This is a genomic window from Acidovorax radicis (genome assembly GCF_020510705.1).
GTDB classification, from domain to species: Bacteria; Pseudomonadota; Gammaproteobacteria; order Burkholderiales; family Burkholderiaceae_C; genus Acidovorax; species Acidovorax radicis_A.
This window is the reverse complement of the sequence record NZ_CP075184.1, coordinates 484,610-504,760: the sequence shown is the minus strand read 5'-3', so window position 1 is coordinate 504,760 and position 20,151 is coordinate 484,610. Positions and strand designations below refer to the sequence as shown.

The following is a 20,151-nucleotide window of genomic DNA, read 5'->3' as shown; positions in this document are numbered from 1 at the left end:
GGGTGAGCGTGGTGTTCATACAGTGGGCTCTTTCTGCAGTGCCGTGAGGGAGGCCATCGCGGCAAAAGCCGCTGTGGCAGACGCGGTGGCCGCCGCGCCCTGCGGTGGCGCGCCAGGCAAAGCAGATGCGACAGAAGCGGGCCGCGCTGCGGATTCCATGGTGACGCTGGGCAGCTCGATGCGCACACAGGTGCCCTGCCCGGGCACGGAGGTGACCTGCACCAGCGCACCGATGCGCTGCGCACGCTCGCGCATGATGCCCAGGCCCACCTGCAGAGAATCCGGGGGGACCGACGCCACGTCAAAACCCGACCCGTTGTCCTGTACCTCAAAACGCCAGCGGGGGTGGCGGTTCACGCGCAAATCCACGCGGCTCGCCCCCGCATGTTTGCGCACATTCGACAGGGCTTCCTGCACCATGTGCAGCACCTGAATCTGCAGATCGGGGGGCAGCGGCAAGCCATGGCCTTCCATGCTCAGCGTCGTCGCCACACCGGTCTGGTGCTCGAACTTGGACAAGGTGGCGCGCAGGGCGGCCTCGATGTCCTCCTCGCTGGTGCGCGTGCGAAAGTGCACCAAAAGCTCGCGCACATCGGCGTAACACTCGCGCACGCCCGCATCAAGCTCGCCCATGCTGCGGTCGCGTTTGACCTCGTCGCCACGCGCCACGGCATCGCGCAGCAACTGCGCCTGAATCTTCAGAAACGCCAAGGACTGCGCAATGGAGTCGTGCAGTTCGCGCGCCAGCATGCCGCGCTCTTCGGCCACCGCAGCCTCGCGCTCCAGCGCAGCGGCGCGCAGGCTTTCCATACCGCTGGCCAGATGGCGGGTCATGGCGTCCAGCAGGTCGCGCAGCTCCTCGTTGATCTCGACATGCGAGCGAAAGAACAGATCCACTTCGCCCAGCAGGCGTTGCTGCATCTGCACCGGGATGGTCACCATGGTCTGAAAGCCCGCCTCGCGGCAATGGGGCAATGCCAGCTCGGTCGATGCAGTGATAGGGATGACACGCGTGCGCGCCTGGCCCTGGGGCTGGCCGCACAGGCAGCTGCCGGTGTGCAGGCAATGCTCGCCCTCGGACATGGTGCGGGGCAAGCCGTCGCCCGCCAGCAGCACATAGCGCTCGTTGGCTTCGTTGGACCAGCGCACGGCCACCGCGTCAGCCCCGGCGACGCGGCGGATCTGCTGTGCAAACCCCTTGGCCAGCAGCTCCAGGCTGCCCGCCGTGGAGGTCAGCGCGCTCACGTCATACAGGGCGCGCAGCCGGTCGTTCTGCACGGCAATGTTGGTGGTCTTTTCGCGCACCTTGAGCTCCAGGTGGTCATGGGACGCCTGCAGCGCATGCGCCATCAGGTTAAAGCCCGCCGCGAGCTGGCCAAACTCATCATCGGTTTCTACCGGCAAGCGCGTTCCCAGCTCGCCCTGCCGCAAGCGCACCTGGGCCTGCTGCAGGCGCGCCAGCGGGTTGATCACCAGCAGGTAACTGACCGCCATGAAGGTCACCGCCGCCATGATGGCCACGGCCATCATGCACAGCTGAAACAGGTGCAAGGCGGCCGTCCAGCCCGCGATCTGCACCTCGATGGCTTCCACAAACCCGTCCACCTGCAGCACAAAGACGTCGGCATCGGCCAGGATCTGGGCGCGATCTGGCGGGCGGGCACTGCTCCAGGCGGTGCGAGCCACCGCCCACTGGGCGCGAATGTCATCAAACCGCGTGCGGGTTTCTTCGCTCCACGGCACAAACAGAGGGCGCGAGGGGTCGCCAGTGCGCAGCAGCTCCAGGCTGGTTTCAAACTGGCGCGCCCGCTCCTGCACTGCGGCAGGGGGATTGGCCTGGAGCACCATGGCCATGCGCAGCATGCTCATGCGCAGGCGGCCCGCCTCGTTGACGGCGGCAGCGCCCCCTTCGAGCTTCCAGGTGACCCACAGCGTGATGCCAATGGAGCCCAGCGCCACCAGCAAAAAACCCGCGCCCATGGCCAGGAGCTTGGTGGTGAGGCTGGGTTTGTTGCGCATAGGGGGCAGTTTAGGGAGCAAGCTTGTGGCAAGGCTTGACGTGAGTCAAGCCTTGAAGGCCTCAGGGGCGGGTATATCGCCGGCTCCCCATGCGCGCATCGCCCCCGGGCAGCCCGGCCGCGTAGCATCGCGCCCATGCGCGCACCACCGTTTTTCCGCTCCATGGCCCGTCTTTTTGCACCGCAGCCCGCCCCGGCAGCCGCCATGCGCCGCGCCCGAGACACCCGGCACACCCCACACGCCCCGCAGACGCGCTGGCTGATTCTGGCCTGCGTGGCGGCGCTGGCAGCCTGTGCGGGCGTGCCCTCGCTCCCCGCCCCCCCGGCGTCTTTGTCTTTGGCACCCCCCGCCTCCTCGCTCATGGGGGTGGAACGCTTGCAGTCGCTGCAGCCCGCCGATGTGTTGCTGCTTGGCGAACGGCACGACGCCCCCGACCACCAACGCCTGCAGCGCGAGGTGGTGCTGTGGCTGGCGGAGCGCGGGCAACTGGCGGCGTTGGTGATGGAAATGGCCGAGCGTGGTCACAGCACCAGCGGTTTGCCCCGCAACGCCAGTGAAGCGCAAGCGCAGGCCGCCCTGCAATGGAACGACGCCGCCTGGCCCTGGCGAACCTATGGCCCGGTGGTGATGGCCGCAGTGGCGAGCCGCGTGCCCGTGCACGGCGGCAACCTGCCACGCGCCGACATGCGCGAGGCAATGGCGCAAACCCGCTGGGACCAGCACCTGCCACCCGCCGCGCTGCAGTGGCAATACGAGGCGCTGCGTGAAGGCCATTGCGGGCTGTTGCCCGAATCGCAGATCATCCCCATGGCCCGGATCCAGATCGCACGCGATGCCAGCATGGCCCAGGCGGTGCAAGAAGCGCTGCGCCCCCACCAGACCGTGGTGCTGGTGGCTGGGGGCGGCCATGTGCTGCGCACCGTCGGCGTGCCCACCCACTGGCCGGCAAATTTACGATCAAAAGTGGTTCTTGCGCAGGCGTATCAAGCGCAACCAGCTATTAAAAACGAAGCATCCACCGACGCAGACCTGATGATCAAAACACCCGAACTGCCTGAGCAGGATGTCTGCGCGCCGTTGCGCGGCAAGCCGCAGCCCTAGCGCCATAACCCCTGATACCCCTGATTTACAGAGGTGCGATGCCATGGCGCGCCTGCAGCAACGCGGCAAAATCCGACGCCGCCAGCGGGCGGCTGCACAGGTAGCCCTGGTACGCATCGCACCCGCGTGCACGCAAAAACCCAAGTTGCCCCTCGGTCTCGACCCCTTCGGCCAGCACCGACAGGCCCATGCTGTGCCCCATGGCGATGATGGCGGCGCTGATGGCCATGTCATCTTCGTTTTGCGGAATCTCGCGGATAAAGCCCTGATCGATTTTCAGCACATCAATCGGAAACCGCTTGAGCTGCGCCAGCGATGAATAGCCCGTCCCAAAGTCATCCACGGCCACCCGCACGCCCAGGCCCCGCAGGCGCACCAGCACCTGCCGCGCCTCCTCGGTGCGCTCGGCCAGGGCCCCTTCGGTGATCTCCAGCTCCAGCAGCCGGGCCGGAAACCCCGAATCGGCGAGCGCAGACGACGCGCAGCCAGCCAGATCGGTAAGGTGAAACTGGCGCGGCGACACATTCACCGCCAGCGTCACTTCGGGCAGGCCGGCCTGCCGCCATTGCTGGCCCTGGCGGCACACCTCACGCAGCACCCATTCACCGAGCGGCCCGATCACGCCAGAGGTTTCGGCCACCGGAATAAACCGCGCGGGCGATATCAGCCCTTCTTCGGGGTCGTTCCAACGCACCAACGCCTCGGCGCCGACGATGCGGCCCGAGGCAATGTCCACCTGCGGCTGGTAGTGCATCTGCAAATGGCCATGGGCCAGCGCCAGGCGCAGGCGCGACTCCAGCTCCAGCCGCTCGCGCGCGGCCTGGGTCATGGCCTCATGAAAAAAGCACCACGCCCCCCGGCCCCGGGCCTTGGCGCCGTAGACGGCGGCATGCGCGCCTTGCAGCAGCAGCTCTTTGGTGCTGGCGTGTTCGGGGAACATGCAGATGCCCACACTCACCCCGGCCACCACCTCCAGCCCGTCGGGCGAGCGCCAGGGCTCGGCCGCGGCCCGAATCAAATCACGGGCCACGCTGGCAGCACCGTCTGCGTGGCGCAGGTGGCGCGCCACCACCGCCAGCTCGTCGCCCGCCATGCGCCCCAGCACATCCCCGGGCCGCAGGGCCGACTGCACCTGCCGCGCAATGTGCTTGAGCACTTCATCGCCCGTGGCATGGCCGTAGCTATCGTTCACGTCCTTGAAGCGGTCCAGGTTCAGCAGCAGGACAGCCATCTTCTCGCTGTTGTCGTGCGCCTCCTGCACCGCCAGCTCCACCTGCTGGCCAAACCAGGCACGGTTGGACAAGCCCGTGAGCGGGTCGTGGTGCGCCAGAAACTCCATGCGCTGCAATTGCGACTTTTCCTCGGAGATATCGCTGAACACGCACACGTAGTGCGTGACCTCGCCCGCAGGGTCGCGCACCGCTGACAGCGACATGTGCTCGGGGAATATCTCGCCGTTCTTGCGGCGGTTCCATATCTCGCCCTTCCAATGCCCGGTCTCGGCGATCGACGCCCACATGGCCTCGTAGAACACCTGGTCATGGCGGCCGGATTTGAAGGTGCGCGGCGTCTTGCCCAGCAGCTCGCTCTCGGTGTAACCCAGCAGCCGGGTCACCGCCGCATTCACAGACAGAATGCGGCTGTGGGCGTCGGTGACCACCACCCCTTCGAGGGTGTTGTCCACCGCGCTCGCGGCCAGCCGCTGCCGGGTCTCGCTGGTTTGCAGGGCCGCGCGCGCGGCGTTGATCTCCTGCAGATCCTGGCACACACAAATCAAATGGTCAGGCGCATCGCCCGGCGCATGCGCCAGGGTCACGGTGCACAGCATCACCACCGCCAGGCCATTGTCCAGGCGCTGGCAGTGGCGTTCGCCCGCAAAATGATCGACTTCCCCGGCGATCAATTGGTCAAGCTGACCGGCCACCCACGCATCGTCGTGCGCGATGGCCACCTGCCGAAAATTGAGGGTCAGCATCTGCTGCATCGACGCGCCCAGCATGTCGCACAAACGCTGGTTCGCCCAGAGCAGCTGCCCATCCAGCGCCACGCGCGCAATGCCCGCCGGGGCATGGCGCACGATCTGCGCCAGCTCATGCGCCATGGCCATGCGCACTTCTTCGGCCCGGTTCACGCGCCGCAGCAGCCACCAGGCCAAGGCACTGGTCAAGCCCACATAGCCCCAGCCCTTCCAGGTCTGGAACCGGGTCAGGAGCTGCGGATCGGTGACCCAGTGGGCCAGCAAGGCGTCGCCCGCGAACACCCATGCCACGCCCAGCGCCAAGTACAGCAGCATGCCCCGCCAGGGGCGCAATGCGGGGGTATCCCTCGCGTTACCCGCGTCAGCCATCACGTTCCTTGTTTCACTGCCACCTGCTGCAAAGGCCTTGCTGCGACAATCGCCCGGCTATGACCAACGCCTACATCCTTACCCTGTCTTGCCCCGACCGCCTGGGGCTGGTGCACGCCGTCTCGGGTTTTTTGCTCGAACAAGGCGGCAACATCGAAGAAGCCGCGCAATACAACGACCACGCCACGGGCCTGTTCTTCATGCGCGTGCAGTTTGCCTGCACCCTGCATGACCACACCACCCTCAAGGCCCGCCTGGCCACCTTTGCCGAGCCCCACAAGATGCACTGGAGCCTGGACGCCACCGCCGCGCCCATGAAAACCGTGCTCATGGTCAGCAAGGAAGGCCACTGCCTGAACGACCTGCTGTTTCGCTGGAAGAGCGGCCTGCTGCCCATCGACATCCGCGCCATCATCAGTAACCACCGCGACTTCTATCAGCTCGCGGCCAGCTACAACGTGCCGTTTCACCACATTCCGATGACGGCGGCGACCAAGCCGCAGGCCGAAGCCAAGCAGCTGGAGATTATCGAGGCTGAAGGGGCCGAACTGGTGGTATTGGCGCGCTACATGCAGGTGCTTTCGCTTGATCTGTGTCAAGCATTGGCCGGACGGGCCATCAACATCCACCACAGCTTCCTGCCCAGCTTCAAGGGCGCCAAGCCTTACTACCAGGCGCATGACCGGGGCGTGAAGCTCATCGGCGCCACCGCCCACTATGTGACAGCCGACCTGGACGAAGGCCCCATCATCGAGCAGGACGTGGCCCGCGCCGACCACACCGACACGGTGGAAGACCTCACCGCCCGGGGCCGCGACACCGAAAGCCAGGTGCTGGCCCGCGCGGTGAAGTGGCACAGCGAACACCGCGTGCTGCTCAACGGCCATAAAACCGTCGTTTTCCGCTAAACCACCCCGCCTAGCAACCATGGCCACGGCAGCTCCGTCGTCCTTTCTCAGCAGCGCGGCGCGGCGCATTCCGCCCATCCAGTGCCTGCTGACGTTTGAAGCGCTGGCGCGCCTGCGCAGCGTGACGCAGACGGCGGACGAACTCTGCGTCACGCCCAGCGCGGTGAGCCACCGCGTCAAACAGCTCGAGCAGATTCTGGGCGTGCAACTGTTCGGGCGGGCCGATTTTTCGCTGACCACCGAGGGCAGCGCCTACCTGGCGCATGTGCGCGAGGGGCTGGGCGCGCTGCAGCGTTTTCCGGGGGCTGCGGCCACGCCGGGCCGTCGGCGCCTCAAGCTGGCGGTGACGCCCACGTTCGCGCGCACCATCCTGATCCCGCGCCTGCGCCAGTTCACCGAGGCCTACCCCGAGATCGACCTGGCGCTGCAGGTGTCCATCCCGCTGCTTGACGTGGTGGCCGAAGACGCCGACCTGATGGTGCGCTATGGCGCCGGGCACTACGCCGATGTGGAATATGTGGAGCTGGCGGGCGACGTGGTCACGCCCCTGGCCTCCCCCGCTTTCGTGCGCGAGCACGGCCCCTTTGACCGCCCCGAGGACCTGGAGGGCGTGTCCCTGCTGCGCAGCCCGCTGGAGCCCTGGCGCACCTGGTTCGCCGCCACGGGCCTTGCCTGGGCGGAGCCCAGCGAGGGCTCGCAGTTCAACGACGTCGGCCTGATGTGCGACGCCGCCGCCGCTGGCATGGGCGTGGCCCTGGTGCGCCTGAAGCTCGGCGCGCCCTGGCTCGAAAACGGCACGCTGGTGCGCCTGTTCTCCATCGACACCGCCAGCCCCCACGCCCACTACCTGTGCTGGCGCACCGGCACCATGGACCGCTGGGAATGCGCCGCGTTTGCCGAATGGCTGCGCAAGACCATGGCGTGAGCAGCCATCATTTTCAATGCCTTTTTGGCCTGCAGCGCTTATTCCACAAGCGCTAGAAGCTATACATTCAATAGCATTCACACCAACATCAACGCCAGCGCGTGTGGCGGGTCATCATCCTGGCACGGCGGCCACCCAACACGCGCCACCCCACCCCGGTAAACCACACCATGGCCTTGCCGCAAGACATTCACTTCAAAAAAAGATACCCCACGCTGGAGCAGAACGAGGTTCTGAACGCCACGGCGAGTGCGGTGCTGGTCAACGCCCTCGCGGGCACCGGCAAGACCACCACACTGGCGATCAAGGCCGCCGACCTCATTCGCACCAAGGGGGCGAGCCGGATCCTGATGCTGGCCTATTCGGAGGCGGGGCTTACCGCCATGGCGCAGCGCCTTGAAAACCTGGTACCGGCCATTCCGCGCCAGGTGCAGATCATGACCGTGGAGCAGCTGTGTGCCACGGTACTCAAAGACCAGGGCGACGCACTTGTGCGCGTCACCGAGCCGCTGCAAAAAAACCTGCTGATCCGCCAGGCCCACACCGCGCTCACCCAGGACCCGCAACGGCAGGACATGCCCCCCGACGTCGCCGACTTCCTGTCGCGCGATCTGGACGTGCAGGCCTTCCTGGACTTTGAAGCCCAAGCCAAACAGCGGCTGCTGCTGCGCGACCTCGAAAGCTCGGACCTCGGCGCCTTGGCGTATTGCCATGAGCACGAGCTGGACTACGGCCTCTACCAGCTCTTTGTCCGCTATGAACGCCTGCGCAGCGGGCTGAACAACGAACCGTTGTTCTATGCACCGGGCGACTGCACCTACGAGGTCGCCCGACAGCTTTGTGCGCTGGATTTCAGCGAGCCCTTTACCCCGCTGCAAGGCCGCTTCGACGCCGTCCTTTTCGACGAGCTGCAAGACCTGGACGAAGCCGCCATGCTGGTGCTGCGCACTCTGGTACAGGGCGGCAACGGCATTTTTGTGGGCGTGGGAGACTTCAACCAGCACATCCTGCCCGGTGCGTTCTCCGTCTTTGGCAACAGCCTGGCCCGCATACGGCAGGAGCTGCCCGCAGACACCCAGGTGGTCTCCCTCCACACCACCTACCGCTTCGGCAACGCGATCTGCCAAGGCCTCAACCCACTGTTCGGCGTGGCGTTTGCCGCGCACTACCCCACCAAGCCCGCCTGGTTCGAGCAGCGCAGCTACAGCGACGATGAGGACTGCGCGCGGCAACTGCTGGCGATCCACGAAACCGTGCGGCAAGAGCAGCCCCATGCACCGGGGCCCCACGCGCCCGCCAGCCTGCATGTGGTCTTGCGGTCGCCGGAGGATTCGGTGCTGCTGGAGTGGATGTTTGCCCACGAAGGCGTGCACTACGCCTGCAAAGGCATGAAACGCTTCTACCAGCGCCGCGAAATAGCCCTGGTGCTGGCCATCATGTGGGCCATGCAGGGCTGCGGCGACACGGTGCGGCTCACGCAAGGCATCGTGAGCAGCGCCATCGAAGGCCTGCTGCGCTATGTGCGGCGCGGCAGCCTGCCCGATCACGACGTGCTGGCCAACGGTGCCTTCGACATGCAGGCGCTGCAGGGAGACTCCCCCGTTGAACTGGATACCCGGGCCGTGGCAGTCGGTCTCATTGACCAGCGGCCCCTCTTGCGGCGTTTTTTGGCGCATGCCAGCTTCGACCCCACCGCACCGGTTGCCTCGCCCATTTGCGAGCAATTGCTGGCCCTGCCCGCGCAGGTGTGCGCCGACGCGGGCCAGCTGTGTGGGCACCCGCTCATCCATCAATTCTTCGCCCACGCGCCCATCAGCCCCGACGAGCGGCGCGATAGCCTGGACAGCCTCCGAGCGCTGGCCCGCATCTGCACCGGGCTGTCTGTGGACGAGTTCCTGGGCCGGGTCACGCTCATGGTCAGCACCAGCATCCAGCAGCACCAGCACAACGAGGCCCCCAGCCTGACGCTACTGACGGTAGAGCGCTGCAAGGGACATGAATACGACCATGTGGCGGTTCCTTTTGTGGAACGCGGGCGTTTCCCGCGCAGCGCCGCCCGGCACGACGCCTACCGCGAACGCAACATGCTCTATGTGGCCATGACACGGGCCAGCAAACGCCTGTGGCTTTTGGAGAGCGGCGCGCGCCCTGTCAGCCCCGGCCCGGTATGAAGGGGGTGCGACATTTGGTCAAATTGGCCTCTGGCGCTTATTGCATAAGCGCTATCAGCTCACTTATCAGGAGCAAAAACGTACGGCCCGGCTATTTCACGCGCGCCTGCAAAAAAACTCACGCAAGGCCTGCCCGCCTTCCTCTACAGTGACAGACATGAGCACCGTTTCCGCCACCACATCCCCTGCCCCCGCCCCCAGCCCCCACGAACGCGCCGCCCGCCAGGCCCAGGTGGTGCAGGCCCTGGGCCGCGTCGTGCCAGCCCACGCGCTGCTGTGGAACGCCGAAGACACCACACCGTACGAATGCGATGGCCTCACCGCCTACCGCCAGCGCCCGCTGGTGGTGTGCCTGCCCGAAACCTACGACGAGGTGCAGGCCGTGCTCAAAACCTGCCACCAACTGCAGGTGCCGGTGGTGGCACGGGGCGCGGGCACGGGCCTGTCGGGCGGCGCCATGCCCCACGCCATGGGCGTGACGATGTCGCTGGCCAAGTTCAACCGCATCCTCGACATCAACCCCGAAAGCCGCACGGCGGTGGTGCAGTGCGGCGTGCGCAACCTGGCCATCAGCGAAGCCGCCGCGCCATATGGCCTGTATTACGCGCCGGACCCCAGCAGCCAGATCGCCTGCACCATCGGCGGCAACGTGGCCGAGAACTCGGGCGGTGTGCACTGCCTGAAATACGGCCTGACCGTACACAACGTGCTCAAGGTCAAGGGATTCACGGTGGAAGGTGACGCGGTGGAGTTCGGCAGCGAGGCGCTCGACGCCCCCGGCTACGACCTGCTGGCCGCTGTGATCGGCAGCGAGGGCATGCTGGCCGTGACCACCGAGGTCACCGTCAAGCTCATCCCCAAGCCCCAACTGGCGCGCTGCATCATGGCCAGCTTTGACGACGTGCGCAAAGCAGGCGACGCGGTGGCCGCGGTGATCGCGGCCGGCATCATCCCCGCCGGGCTGGAGATGATGGACAAGCCCATGACCGCTGCCGTCGAAGATTTTGTGCATGCAGGCTACGACCTGACAGCCGAAGCCATCTTGCTGTGCGAGTCCGATGGCACGCTCGAAGAGGTCGAAGAAGAAATCGGCCGCATGAGCGAAGTGCTGCGCGCTGCGGGCGCCACGGCCATTTCGGTCAGCCAGGACGAGGCCGAGCGCCTGCGCTTTTGGAGCGGCCGCAAGAACGCCTTCCCGGCCAGCGGCCGCATTAGCCCCGACTACATGTGCATGGACTCGACCATTCCGCGCAAGCGCCTGGCCGACATCCTGCTGGCCATCCAGGAGATGGAGAAAAAATACCAGCTGCGCTGCGCCAACGTGTTCCACGCGGGCGACGGCAATCTGCACCCGCTGATCCTGTTCGACGCCAACGATGCCGACCAGCTGCGCCGCTGCGAGCTTTTTGGTGCCGAGATCCTGGAGACCAGCGTGGCCATGGGCGGCACCATCACGGGCGAGCATGGTGTCGGGGTGGAAAAGCTCAACAGCATGTGTGTGCAGTTCACCGCCGAAGAAAACGCACAGATGTTTGGCCTCAAACACGCGTTTGACCCGGCCGGCCTGCTCAACCCCGGCAAGGTGATCCCCACCCTCAACCGCTGCGCCGAATACGGAAAGATGCTGGTGCGCGGCGGGCAGATCCGCCACCCCGACCTCCCGCGTTTTTGAATGAAGCCGCGCCACGACCCTCTGGCATCCGCCCGAGCCCTACACGCCACGCAAGCCACCCATGTCACACAGGCCCCAGCCGACGCGGCTGCGCAGGGCACTGTCACTGCGGCCACCCGTGCTGCTGCCCCCAAAAGCGCAGCACGCCCCCCGAGCCCGCTCAAGCCGCTGCAAGGACTGGCCGTGCTGCTGCTCATGCAGTCGATAGGCGAGGCACTTTCGCATTTCCTGCATCTGCCCATCCCCGGCCCTGTGGTGGGCATGGTGCTGCTGCTGCTGGCCCTGCACTGGGGCCCCGTGCAGCGCGCCGTGGCACCCGCCGCTGGTTTTTTGCTCACCCACCTGTCGCTGCTTTTTGTGCCTGTGGGCGTGGGGGTGATGACACACCTTGACCTGCTCGGCGCCTACGGACTGCGCCTGCTGGTGGTGATCGTGTTGTCTACCTGGGCGGGCATGGCGGCCACCGTGTGGGTGCTGCGCGCCTTTCGGCGCGATGGGCGCGCTGGGCGCAGTGCGGTCGACGGAGGCAATGCAACATGACCAATTTTGTGCAACTGTGGGTGTACCTGTCGTCGGCCCCGCTGTTCGGGCTCACGTCCACGTTGGTGGTGTATGTGCTGGCGCAGGCTTTTGCCGCGCGCATGCGGCATGCGGCCTGGGCCAACCCGGTGCTGTGGTCGGTGGTGGTGCTGGCCTGCGCGCTGCTCGCCACCGGCACGGCCTACCCCACGTTCTTTGCCGGGGCGCAATTCATCCACTTCTTGCTGGGCCCTGCCGTGGTTGCGCTGGGCTGGCCCCTGTGGCAACGCCGCGCCGAACTGCGCCGGCGCTGGGCCCGCCTGCTGCTGGCCGCGCTGGCCGGTGGCACAGCCGCCGCCACCAGCGCCGTGGGCCTGGGCTGGGCGCTGGGCTTGCCTGCAGACATGCTGCTGTCGCTGGCCCCCAAATCCGTCACCGCGCCCGTGGCAATGGGCGTGGCGGCACAAATCGGCGGCGAGCCCGCGCTGGCTGCGCTGTTTGCGGTGCTGACAGGCATGGTAGGCGCGCTCTCGGGCCGCACGCTGTTCCGATGGCTGCGCGTGGGCACCAACGCCGAGGGCATGCTGGCGCGCGGCTTTGCACTGGGCACCGCCTCCCACGGCATCGGCGCCGCGCAGGCGCTGCAAGACGATGCAGATGCAGGCGCCTATGCCGGTTTGGCGCTGGGGCTGCAGGTGGTGTTGGCCGCACTGCTCGTGCCTTTGGTGGCGCGGCTTTTTTGAGTGCAGACCTTCTTGCGGCTTTCACAGCCATCAACGCAGCGACGATAGGCATGCCACTGTAGGCAAGGTGGTGTGAGCGGCGGCCCCATCTGGCCCGCGCGGCATGGCATCGTGCCAACCCGATGCCTCCACGGAGGCTGGGCCGGAGCGAAAAAAAACCGGCTCCGCAGAGCCGGTTTTTCGCAAAAAGTGGCGGGGTTTAGTAGCGGCCACCGCCGTAGCCACCCGTCCCGTAGCCCACGTCCGAGCGCTTGCCAGCACCATAGCCAGCGGCGCTGTAGCCACCCGCATCGCTGCGCTCTTCACGCGGGCGGGCCAGGTTCACGACGATCGAGCGGCCATCGACGGACATGCCGTGAAGACCGGTAATGGCTGCCTGGGCCACTTCGGCGTTCGCCATTTCCACAAAGCCGAAGCCCTTGGAGCGGCCCGTTTCGCGGTCCATCATGACCTTGGCGGAAGAAACGCTGCCAAATTCGGCAAAGTTGCTTTCCAGGCTGGCGTCGTTCACGGAATAGGGCAGATTGCCCACGTAGATTTTGATGCTCATGGATGAGTCTTTCTTAAATGTGGTGCGCAACGAAGGGCGTACCGTTGGGGGTGCAGATGCGCGGCGCGAGAGGCCGCAGCAGCGGGGAACGGTGGATGCAATCTGCGGGACGCAGATCAGGTCCTCAGCACGTTGGAGGGTGCTGCATGCACGTTTGCAGCCAGCCCTGGGTGACTGCAAAGAGCCGGGCGGCTTCGCGCGAGGCAAAGGCTTTGTCAAAACGGAACACACGGCAGTAGCTGCCGTTGCCTTGGGAACGATGGACCGAAAAGGAGGCGCGGAAGCGGCCGCAGTCGGTCGGGTGTGTCGCGGGCGAGACGACGTACTTGCCCATGGAAATGGCGGTCTGTGAAATCGGATTCATTCAGGAACGCAGGCTGGGAATCAACCTGCGTGAGCATCGAGGGACTCGGTGGGCTGCAGCTCTGCAGACCCACTGGGCGACAAAAGTCGCAAATGGCGGCCTGTATTAGTCGGCGGCTTGCCGTCTTGTGCAGGCGTTGCGGTGACGACCCTAGTCAGGGGGCGTGACTGCAACAGCGCCCAGTATATCTCAATTTGCATGTAACAAGTGATTAATATTCTTTTTGGTTTTAAAAAAGGCGCTCCGGGGGCGCTCTGACCGACGATCACCTCACTTCACCCCAGCCTGAACGGGACGGGATGAACACGCGGCACGGTGCATTGGTGTTTTCGCATACCCAGCCGCGACGGAGCGGCGCCAGCACCGTCGACAATCCCCACACCGTCTTTTCTCGTTTCCCCACCCATGACCTCCGACTCCACCGCCACCCTCCTCCAATCCGGCAACGCCCTCGTCGCGCAGGCACAGGCCGTGGCCACGCAAGACTTTGCGGCGGCACGGGCGTTGTGGCGGCAGGCGGGGGCGCTGTTTCAGCGCGCGCACGAGGCGGACCCCGAGCAACACGCGGCGGCATTTCGCCTGGGGCAGGCGTGGATTGCCGAGGCCCATGCCCTGCAAAAAGAAGGATCAGAGGATGCGGTCGCGATGTGGCGCCAGGCGGCGCTGCAGTGTGAGGTGGCCTTTGCGCTGGACCCGCACCATGCGATCACGGCCATGCACATTGCCAGTTGCTACGCCTGGGCGCAAGACGCCGACGCCAAACAGGCATGGGCGCAGATTGCCCAGCACCTGCAGGAAGAACACGCGGCCCACCTGGCGGCGGATGCCGCCGCAGACCCACACGACGACAACTGAACGCTAGCGCGCAGTGCGTGCGGGCGCTTGCCTCACCCGCCCCACACCTTCAACGCCTTCCACACCTCGCCTGCGTGTGAGACGGAAAACAGCACCAGACCGATGAGGCTACCCACCACAGTGCCGTTGATGCGGATGGTTTGCAGGTCTTTGCCAATGTTCAGCTCGATGAGTTGAGACATTTCCTGTGCGTCCCAGCGCTGCACCGTGTCTTGGATGTGCTCTGCCACAAACTGCGACACCTCGGGCGCCAGGCCCTGCACCCAGCTTTCGACGCGCGCATTGAGCACCTGGCGCAGCGCGGTGTCTTGCGCCAGCGACTCGCCCAGCCACTGGCCCATGGTGCGCACGTTGCGGGCCACGGCAGAGTCTTCGTTGGCCAGGTCGCGCTGCAGCGCGCTGCGCATGCCGCGCCACAGGGTGTGCACGTAGCGGCCTAGCGTGGCGTCGGTTTGCAGATAGTGGCGCACCGACTCGGCCTTGCGCGCCCAGTCGGGGTCGGTTTGCAGCCGCGTGACAAAGTTCTGCACCGCCTCGTCAAACCGCCTGCGCAACTGGTGCTGGGGGTTGGCGACCACATCGGCCAGCAGGCTCTCCAGCGCGTGCGCCACCATGGCCGCACTTTTGTCACCCAGCCAGTCGGTGGGCAGCATCTTTTCTTTCACCGGATGCTCTTTTTTGAGCCACTGCACGACGGTGTGCGCAATCAGCGCGCGCGTATCAGGCACCTGCAACGTTTCGATGAGCTTGGCCAGCGCCTCGTCAAGCAGCGCCTGGTGGCGGCCGTTGTGGGTGAGTGCCCCCAACACCTTGGCCAGAGCCTGCGACAGATCCACCCGCCCGATCAGGGAGCGCGCGGCTTTTTGCAAAAACTTCTCGACCTGCTGGTCTTGCACCACATCCAGCGCTGCCGCCAGCATGCGCGCCACCTGCTGCCCCAGCAGGCGGGAGTGTTCGGGCTGAACCAGCCACTGGGCCAGCTGGCCCACCACGTCGTGGCGTCGGATCAGCGCCACCAGCGAGGCGGGGTCAAGAAACTTGTCGCGCACAAAGTGCGCCAGGTTTTGCCCAATGCGGTCCTTGTTGCGCGGGATGATCGCCGTGTGCCGGGCAATGAACGGAATCGGCACGCGCCGAAACAGCGCACGCACTGCAAACCAGTCGGCCAGCGCGCCCACCATCGCCGCCTCGGCCATGGCCTTGATGCCATCGAGCACCAGGCCGCGCTCGACCACACTGGTCGCCACAAACACCGCCGTCACCAGCAGCAACAGGCCCAGGGCCTGCCGCTTGGCGGTGCGCAGCGAGCGGTGCGCGGGGCTGTGTTCAGCGTTGTCCATGGTCATCCGCGCAGGGCTTGCAGGCTGTGCAGGGCACCGCCACGCTCATCGATAGTCGACGCAGTGTTCAGGCCGCAGCCGCAATCTGGTCCAGCGCCTTGGACAAATGGCCTACCGTGCGGTCCACGTTGTGCCACTTCTCCAGGCCAAACAGGCCGATGCGGAAGGTCTTGAAGTCCGGCCCCTCATCGCACTGCAGCGGCACACCCGCAGCAGTTTGCAGGCCCACTTCCATGAACTTCTTGCCGTTCTGGATGCCGGGGTCGGTGGTGTAGCTCACCACCACGCCGGGGGCCTTGAAGCCGCCGGCCGCCACGCTGGGGAAGCCGCGCGATTCGAGCAGCGCGCGCACCTTGGCGCCCAGCTCGATCTGTTCTTCGCGCACCTTGGCAAAGCCATAGTCGCGCGTCTCGGCCATCACCTCGGACAGGCGCACCAATGCATCCGTGGGCATGGTGGTGTGGTACGCGTGCTGGCCCTTTTCGTAGCCCTCGGCGATCTGCATCCACTTCTTGAGGTCGCACGAAAAGCTGCTGCTCGTCGTGCCCTCGATGGCCTGGCGTGCTCGCTCACTCAACATCACCATGGCGCAGCAGGGCGATCCGCTCCAGCCCTTTTGCGGCGCGCTGATGAGCACATCCACGCCGGTGGCCTGCATGTCCACCCACATCGCACCAGAGGCCACGCAGTCCAGCACAAACAGCGCGCCCACCTCATGCGCAGCCGCCGTCACGGTGCGGAGGTAGTCGTCAGAGAGGATGATGCCGCTGGCCGTCTCGACATGCGGCGCGAACACCACCTTGGGCTTTTCGGCGCGGATGGTGGCTGCAACCTCGTCGGCCGGGCATGGTGCCCAGGGCGCCTGCGGGCCGCTGCCCTGCTGGCGCGCCTTGCACACCACGGAACCACCACCCAGGCCCTTGTCGGCATCAAAGATCTGCGTCCAGCGGTAGCTGAACCAGCCGTTGCGCACGATGAGCACCTTTTCCTTGTTGGCAAACTGGCGGGCCACGGCCTCCATGCCGAAGGTACCGCTGCCGGGCACCAGCACGGCGGTGTGGGCGTGGTAGACCTCTTTGAGCGTGCCCAGGATGTCCTGCACCACGCCGGTGAAGCGCTTGGACATGTGGTTGAGCGCGCGGTCGGTGTAGACCACCGAAAATTCAAGCAAACCATCGGGATCGATATCGGGCAGCAGTCCGGGCATGGTGAAAAATCTCCATCAAACAAGGGCGCCGCCTCGGTGCGGGCGGGCAAGGCGGGCCAGCTTAGCATGCACGGCGCGGCCCGCGCAGGGGCTACCAGGTATCGATAAAGCGGTGCCCCAGCGGCCCCACCTGCGCCGACGCGAGGCCCCGCACCAGCCAGGCCCGCGTGTCGGCCGGGTCGATCACCGCGTCGATCTCCAGTGTGGCGGCCATGTGCATGGCCTCGCCATTCGCGTACGACTTGGCGAGCAGCTTGGCAAACAGGGCATCGCGCTCGGCACCTTCGGGCAGGGCCTCCAACTCCTTGCGAAAACCCAGGCGCACGGCGCCTTCGAGCCCCATGGCGCCGAACTCGCCCGTGGGCCAGGCGACAGTGAACACGGGCGCATGAAAGCCCCCGGCCGTCATGCCCATGGCGCCCAGGCCGTAGCCTTTGCGCAGCACCACGCTGAAGGTGGGCACGCGCAGGCTGGCGGCGGTGACGAACAGGCGGCTCACATGGCGCACCTGGGCCGTGGCCTCCACCTCGGGGCCGACCATGAAGCCGGGCGTGTCCACCAGGCTCACGATGGGCAGGCCATGCGCGTTGCACAGCTGCATGAAGCGCGCACCCTTGTCGGCCGCATCGGCATCAATGGCGCCGCCCAGGTGCTGCGGGTTGTTGGCCAGCAGGCCCACAGGGCGGCCTTCGATGCGCGCCAGCGCCGTGTGGATGCCCGCACCGAAGCCGGTGCGCAGCAGCAGCAAGCTGCCTTCGTCCACCAGGCCGGCCATCGCCGTGCGGGTGTCGTACACACGCAGGCGGTTCTCGGGCACCACAGCGCGCAGCTGGCGCTGGTCGGGCGCGGACCACTGCGATGTGCGGCCCTGGAAGAACGACAGGTAGTGCCGAGCTGCGGCCACAGCCTCGGCCTCATTCTCCACCAGCACGTCGATCACGCCATTGGCATGCTGCACGCGGCTGGGGCCGATCTGCTCGGGCTTGAACACGCCAAGCCCGCCGCCTTCGATCATGGCCGGGCCGCCCATGCCGATGTTGCTGCCGCGCGTGGCAATGATCACGTCGCTGCAACCCAGCAGCGCTGCGTTGCCTGCAAAACAGCGCCCGGCGGCGATGCCGATGACCGGCACCTGGCCCGACAGTGCTGCGTAGCTCGCAAAGGTGTGCACGTGCAGCCCCGCCACGATGGGCATGTCGGTATCGCCCGGGCGGCCACCGCCGCCTTCGGCAAACAGCACCACCGGGAGCTTCTGCGCCAGGGCAATGCCCAGCATGCGGTCTGTCTTGGCGTGGTTGCGCACGCCCTGTGTGCCTGCGAGAACGGTGGCGTCATACGACATGACCACCGCGCGGGATTTTTCGGGCCCGAACAGCGCGCCATTGATGCCGCCAATGCCCGTGACCATGCCATCGGCGGGCGTGTTGGCGATCAGGTCGTCCAGGCTGCGGCGGCGCGTTTGCGCGGCAATGGCCAGCGCGCCGTATTCGATGAAGCTGCCGTCGTCGCACAGGTCGGCGATGTTCTCGCGTGCGGTGCGGCCGCCTTGCGCGTGGCGTTTGGCGATGGCGTCAGGGCGTGCGGCGTCGAGCGTGAAGGCGTGGCGGTCGGTCACGCGTTGCAGGTCGGCACGGATGTGGTCCGGGTCGTGCGCAGCGCTGCCCTGCACTTCCACATCGGCCGCATCGTCCACCGCATCCAGCACCAGCAGCGGCTGCCCCTGCGCGACGTAGCCACCGGCCACGGCCAGCAGCGCGCCCACCCGGCCCGCGTGCGGGGCCAGCAGCACATGCTCCATCTTCATGGCTTCGAGCACGGCCAGCTCAGCACCCGCAGCGACCACATCGCCCTCGGCCACGCTCAGCTGCACCAGGCGGGCTGGCATGGGGGTCAGCACGGCACCTTCGGGTGCAGGCACTGAGAAATTTGAGTCTTTTTGGCCGCTAGCGCTTGATGGATAAGCGCTAGCAGCTATGTTTTTGGAAGCATCCAGCAATGCAGGCAACACGGATTCCAGCCAGCGCGTGTGCACCTGCTGGCGTTCCATCTCGGGCCGTGCTGCCAGGGCCTGCAGCAGCGCCAGGTTGGTGGCCACGCCTTCGATCCGGCACTCGGCCAGCGCGCACTGCGAGCGGCGCAGGGCATCCGCAAAGCGCGGGCTGCGCGTGTGCACGATGAGCTTGGCCAGCAGCGTGTCGTAGTGCGGCGATGGCGTGGCGCCCGCTGCGCCGTGTGTGTCCACGCGCACGCCGGGGCCTGTAGGCAGGTCGAAGCGGCTGAGCGTGCCGCTGCCGGGGGTGGCGCCGCCCTGCGCATCCAGCGTCTCGGCGTTGATGCGCCACTGAATCGCAAAGCCCAACACGGCGGGCGGTGCGGCGGGGTCGAGGCCGATGTCCTGCAGCGTGCGGCCCGCCGCCAGCGCGATCTGCGCCTGCACCAGGTCCACGCCCGTGACTTCTTCGGTGATGGTGTGCTCCACCTGCAGGCGCGGGTTGCATTCGATGAAGACAAAGGGCAGGTCGCTGGAGGCCAGATCCACCAGAAACTCGAAGGTGCCCAGGCCTTCGTAGGCCACGGCCCGCGCCATGGACAGGGCCGCAGCGGTGATGCGCTCGCGCAGAGCATCGGGCAGCGACGGGCTGGGCGCGATCTCCACCACCTTCTGAAAGCGACGCTGCAGCGTGCACTCGCGCTCGCCCAGGGCGATCACCTCGCGCCCGTCGCCCAGCACCTGCACCTCGATGTGGCGCGCGTTGCCCATCAGGCGCTCCACGTACACGCCGTCCACACCAAAGGCGGCCTGCGCCTCGCTGCGGCAGCGCGCGTAGGCGGCTGGCAAGTCATCGGCCAACGCCACCGCGCGCATGCCGCGCCCGCCGCCGCCGCCGATGGCCTTGATGACGATGCCGGCATGGGCGTGCTGCGCGAAGAAGGCCTGCGCCTCCTGCAGCGATACCGCCGCCTGCGTGCCGGGCATCAGCGGCACGCCCTGCTGCTGCGCCAGCGCACGGGCCTGCGCCTTGTCGCCGAACAGCGCCAGCTGTGCAGGCGTGGGGCCGATGAAGCGCCACCCGGCATCGGCACAGGCGCGGGCAAAGTCGGCGCGCTCGCTCAAGAAACCGTAGCCGGGGTGCACGGCATCGCAGCCCTGCGCTTGGGCAATGGCGATGAGGCGCGCACCGTCCAGGTACGCCGCAGGGCCGGTAGCGCCCAGCGCCACGGCGGCACTGGCTGCGTGCACATGGGGGCTGGCGGCGTCGTCATCGGCAAACACGGCCACGCTGGCAATGCCCAGGTCGTGCAGGGCGCGCACCGTACGCATTGCGATTTCGCCCCGATTGGCAACCAGCACTTTGGTGAACAGAACAGAAGATGGCATGGGGAGGTCGCTATATTTTGTATAGCCACCAGCGCATATTCATCCAGCGCC

15 protein-coding genes are annotated in these 20,151 nt (G+C 66.5%); 8 read left to right on the top strand and 7 right to left on the bottom strand.

The annotated features are described in order from the left end of the window. Positions 1-15 precede the first annotated feature (15 nt). Positions 16-2,019 carry a type IV pili methyl-accepting chemotaxis transducer N-terminal domain-containing protein gene (locus tag KI609_RS02290; RefSeq protein ID WP_226446669.1) on the bottom strand — a complete coding sequence of 668 codons (2,004 nt, stop codon included), beginning with the start codon at positions 2,017-2,019 and terminating at the stop codon, positions 16-18. Between the two features lie 162 nt (positions 2,020-2,181). On the opposite strand from KI609_RS02290, the gene KI609_RS02285 reads away from it, so the two are divergent. Beyond that, entirely contained in the window at positions 2,182-3,120 is a 939-nt protein-coding gene (locus KI609_RS02285; RefSeq protein WP_226446666.1) for a ChaN family lipoprotein, read from the top strand. A 25-nt stretch (positions 3,121-3,145) separates the two neighbouring features. On the opposite strand, the gene KI609_RS02280 is transcribed toward KI609_RS02285, so the two are convergent. Continuing rightward, entirely contained in the window at positions 3,146-5,467 is a 2,322-nt protein-coding gene (locus KI609_RS02280) for a putative bifunctional diguanylate cyclase/phosphodiesterase (protein ID WP_226446664.1), read from the bottom strand. Positions 5,468-5,526: 59 nt separating this feature from the next. Between KI609_RS02280 and purU the strand changes: the two genes are divergently transcribed. From purU to KI609_RS02250, 6 genes are all read left to right on the top strand, one after another. Then, positions 5,527-6,375, top strand: coding sequence for a formyltetrahydrofolate deformylase (gene purU, locus KI609_RS02275; RefSeq protein ID WP_226446661.1), 849 nt, complete (start codon positions 5,527-5,529; stop codon positions 6,373-6,375). A 19-nt stretch (positions 6,376-6,394) separates the two neighbouring features. After that, on the top strand, positions 6,395-7,300 hold the full coding sequence (locus tag KI609_RS02270) for a LysR substrate-binding domain-containing protein (RefSeq protein ID WP_226446659.1): 906 nt from the start codon (positions 6,395-6,397) through the stop codon (positions 7,298-7,300). A 170-nt stretch (positions 7,301-7,470) separates the two neighbouring features. Then, on the top strand, positions 7,471-9,471 hold the full coding sequence (locus KI609_RS02265) for a UvrD-helicase domain-containing protein (RefSeq protein ID WP_226446657.1): 2,001 nt from the start codon (positions 7,471-7,473) through the stop codon (positions 9,469-9,471). 157 nt (positions 9,472-9,628) lie between these two features. Beyond that, on the top strand, positions 9,629-11,143 hold the full coding sequence (locus KI609_RS02260) for an FAD-linked oxidase C-terminal domain-containing protein (protein WP_226446654.1): 1,515 nt from the start codon (positions 9,629-9,631) through the stop codon (positions 11,141-11,143). Between the two features lie 195 nt (positions 11,144-11,338). Next, entirely contained in the window at positions 11,339-11,683 is a 345-nt protein-coding gene (locus KI609_RS02255) for a CidA/LrgA family protein (protein ID WP_226450138.1), read from the top strand. Continuing rightward, on the top strand, positions 11,680-12,405 hold the full coding sequence (locus KI609_RS02250) for an LrgB family protein (RefSeq protein WP_226446652.1): 726 nt from the start codon (positions 11,680-11,682) through the stop codon (positions 12,403-12,405). Before KI609_RS02255 ends, KI609_RS02250 begins: the two co-directional genes overlap by 4 nt. 199 nt (positions 12,406-12,604) lie before the next feature. Here the strand turns inward: KI609_RS02250 and KI609_RS02245 are convergent, their stop codons facing one another. Both KI609_RS02245 and KI609_RS02240 read right to left on the bottom strand, forming a co-directional pair. Continuing rightward, positions 12,605-12,955, bottom strand: a complete 351-nt coding sequence (locus tag KI609_RS02245; RefSeq protein WP_226446650.1) for an RNA recognition motif domain-containing protein — start codon at positions 12,953-12,955, stop codon at positions 12,605-12,607. 124 nt (positions 12,956-13,079) lie between these two features. Continuing rightward, positions 13,080-13,319 (bottom strand): hypothetical protein, encoded by a 240-nt coding sequence (locus KI609_RS02240; RefSeq protein ID WP_413463365.1) that lies wholly within the window; start codon positions 13,317-13,319, stop codon positions 13,080-13,082. Positions 13,320-13,724: 405 nt separating this feature from the next. Between KI609_RS02240 and KI609_RS02235 the strand changes: the two genes are divergently transcribed. Next, a complete protein-coding gene (locus KI609_RS02235) occupies positions 13,725-14,174 on the top strand; it encodes a hypothetical protein (RefSeq protein ID WP_226446648.1) in 450 nt (149 codons plus the stop codon). Between the two features lie 32 nt (positions 14,175-14,206). Here the strand turns inward: KI609_RS02235 and KI609_RS02230 are convergent, their stop codons facing one another. From KI609_RS02230 to KI609_RS02220, 3 genes are all read right to left on the bottom strand, one after another. Continuing rightward, entirely contained in the window at positions 14,207-15,514 is a 1,308-nt protein-coding gene (locus tag KI609_RS02230) for a DUF445 domain-containing protein (protein ID WP_226446646.1), read from the bottom strand. 67 nt (positions 15,515-15,581) lie between these two features. Next, on the bottom strand, positions 15,582-16,721 hold the full coding sequence (locus tag KI609_RS02225; RefSeq protein WP_226446644.1) for an aminotransferase class V-fold PLP-dependent enzyme: 1,140 nt from the start codon (positions 16,719-16,721) through the stop codon (positions 15,582-15,584). A 91-nt stretch (positions 16,722-16,812) separates the two neighbouring features. Further along, the gene (locus KI609_RS02220) at positions 16,813-20,085 is read right to left on the bottom strand and encodes an acetyl-CoA carboxylase family protein (RefSeq protein WP_226450134.1); all 3,273 of its coding nucleotides are present in this window, start codon (positions 20,083-20,085) and stop codon (positions 16,813-16,815) included. Positions 20,086-20,151: the final 66 nt, after the last annotated feature.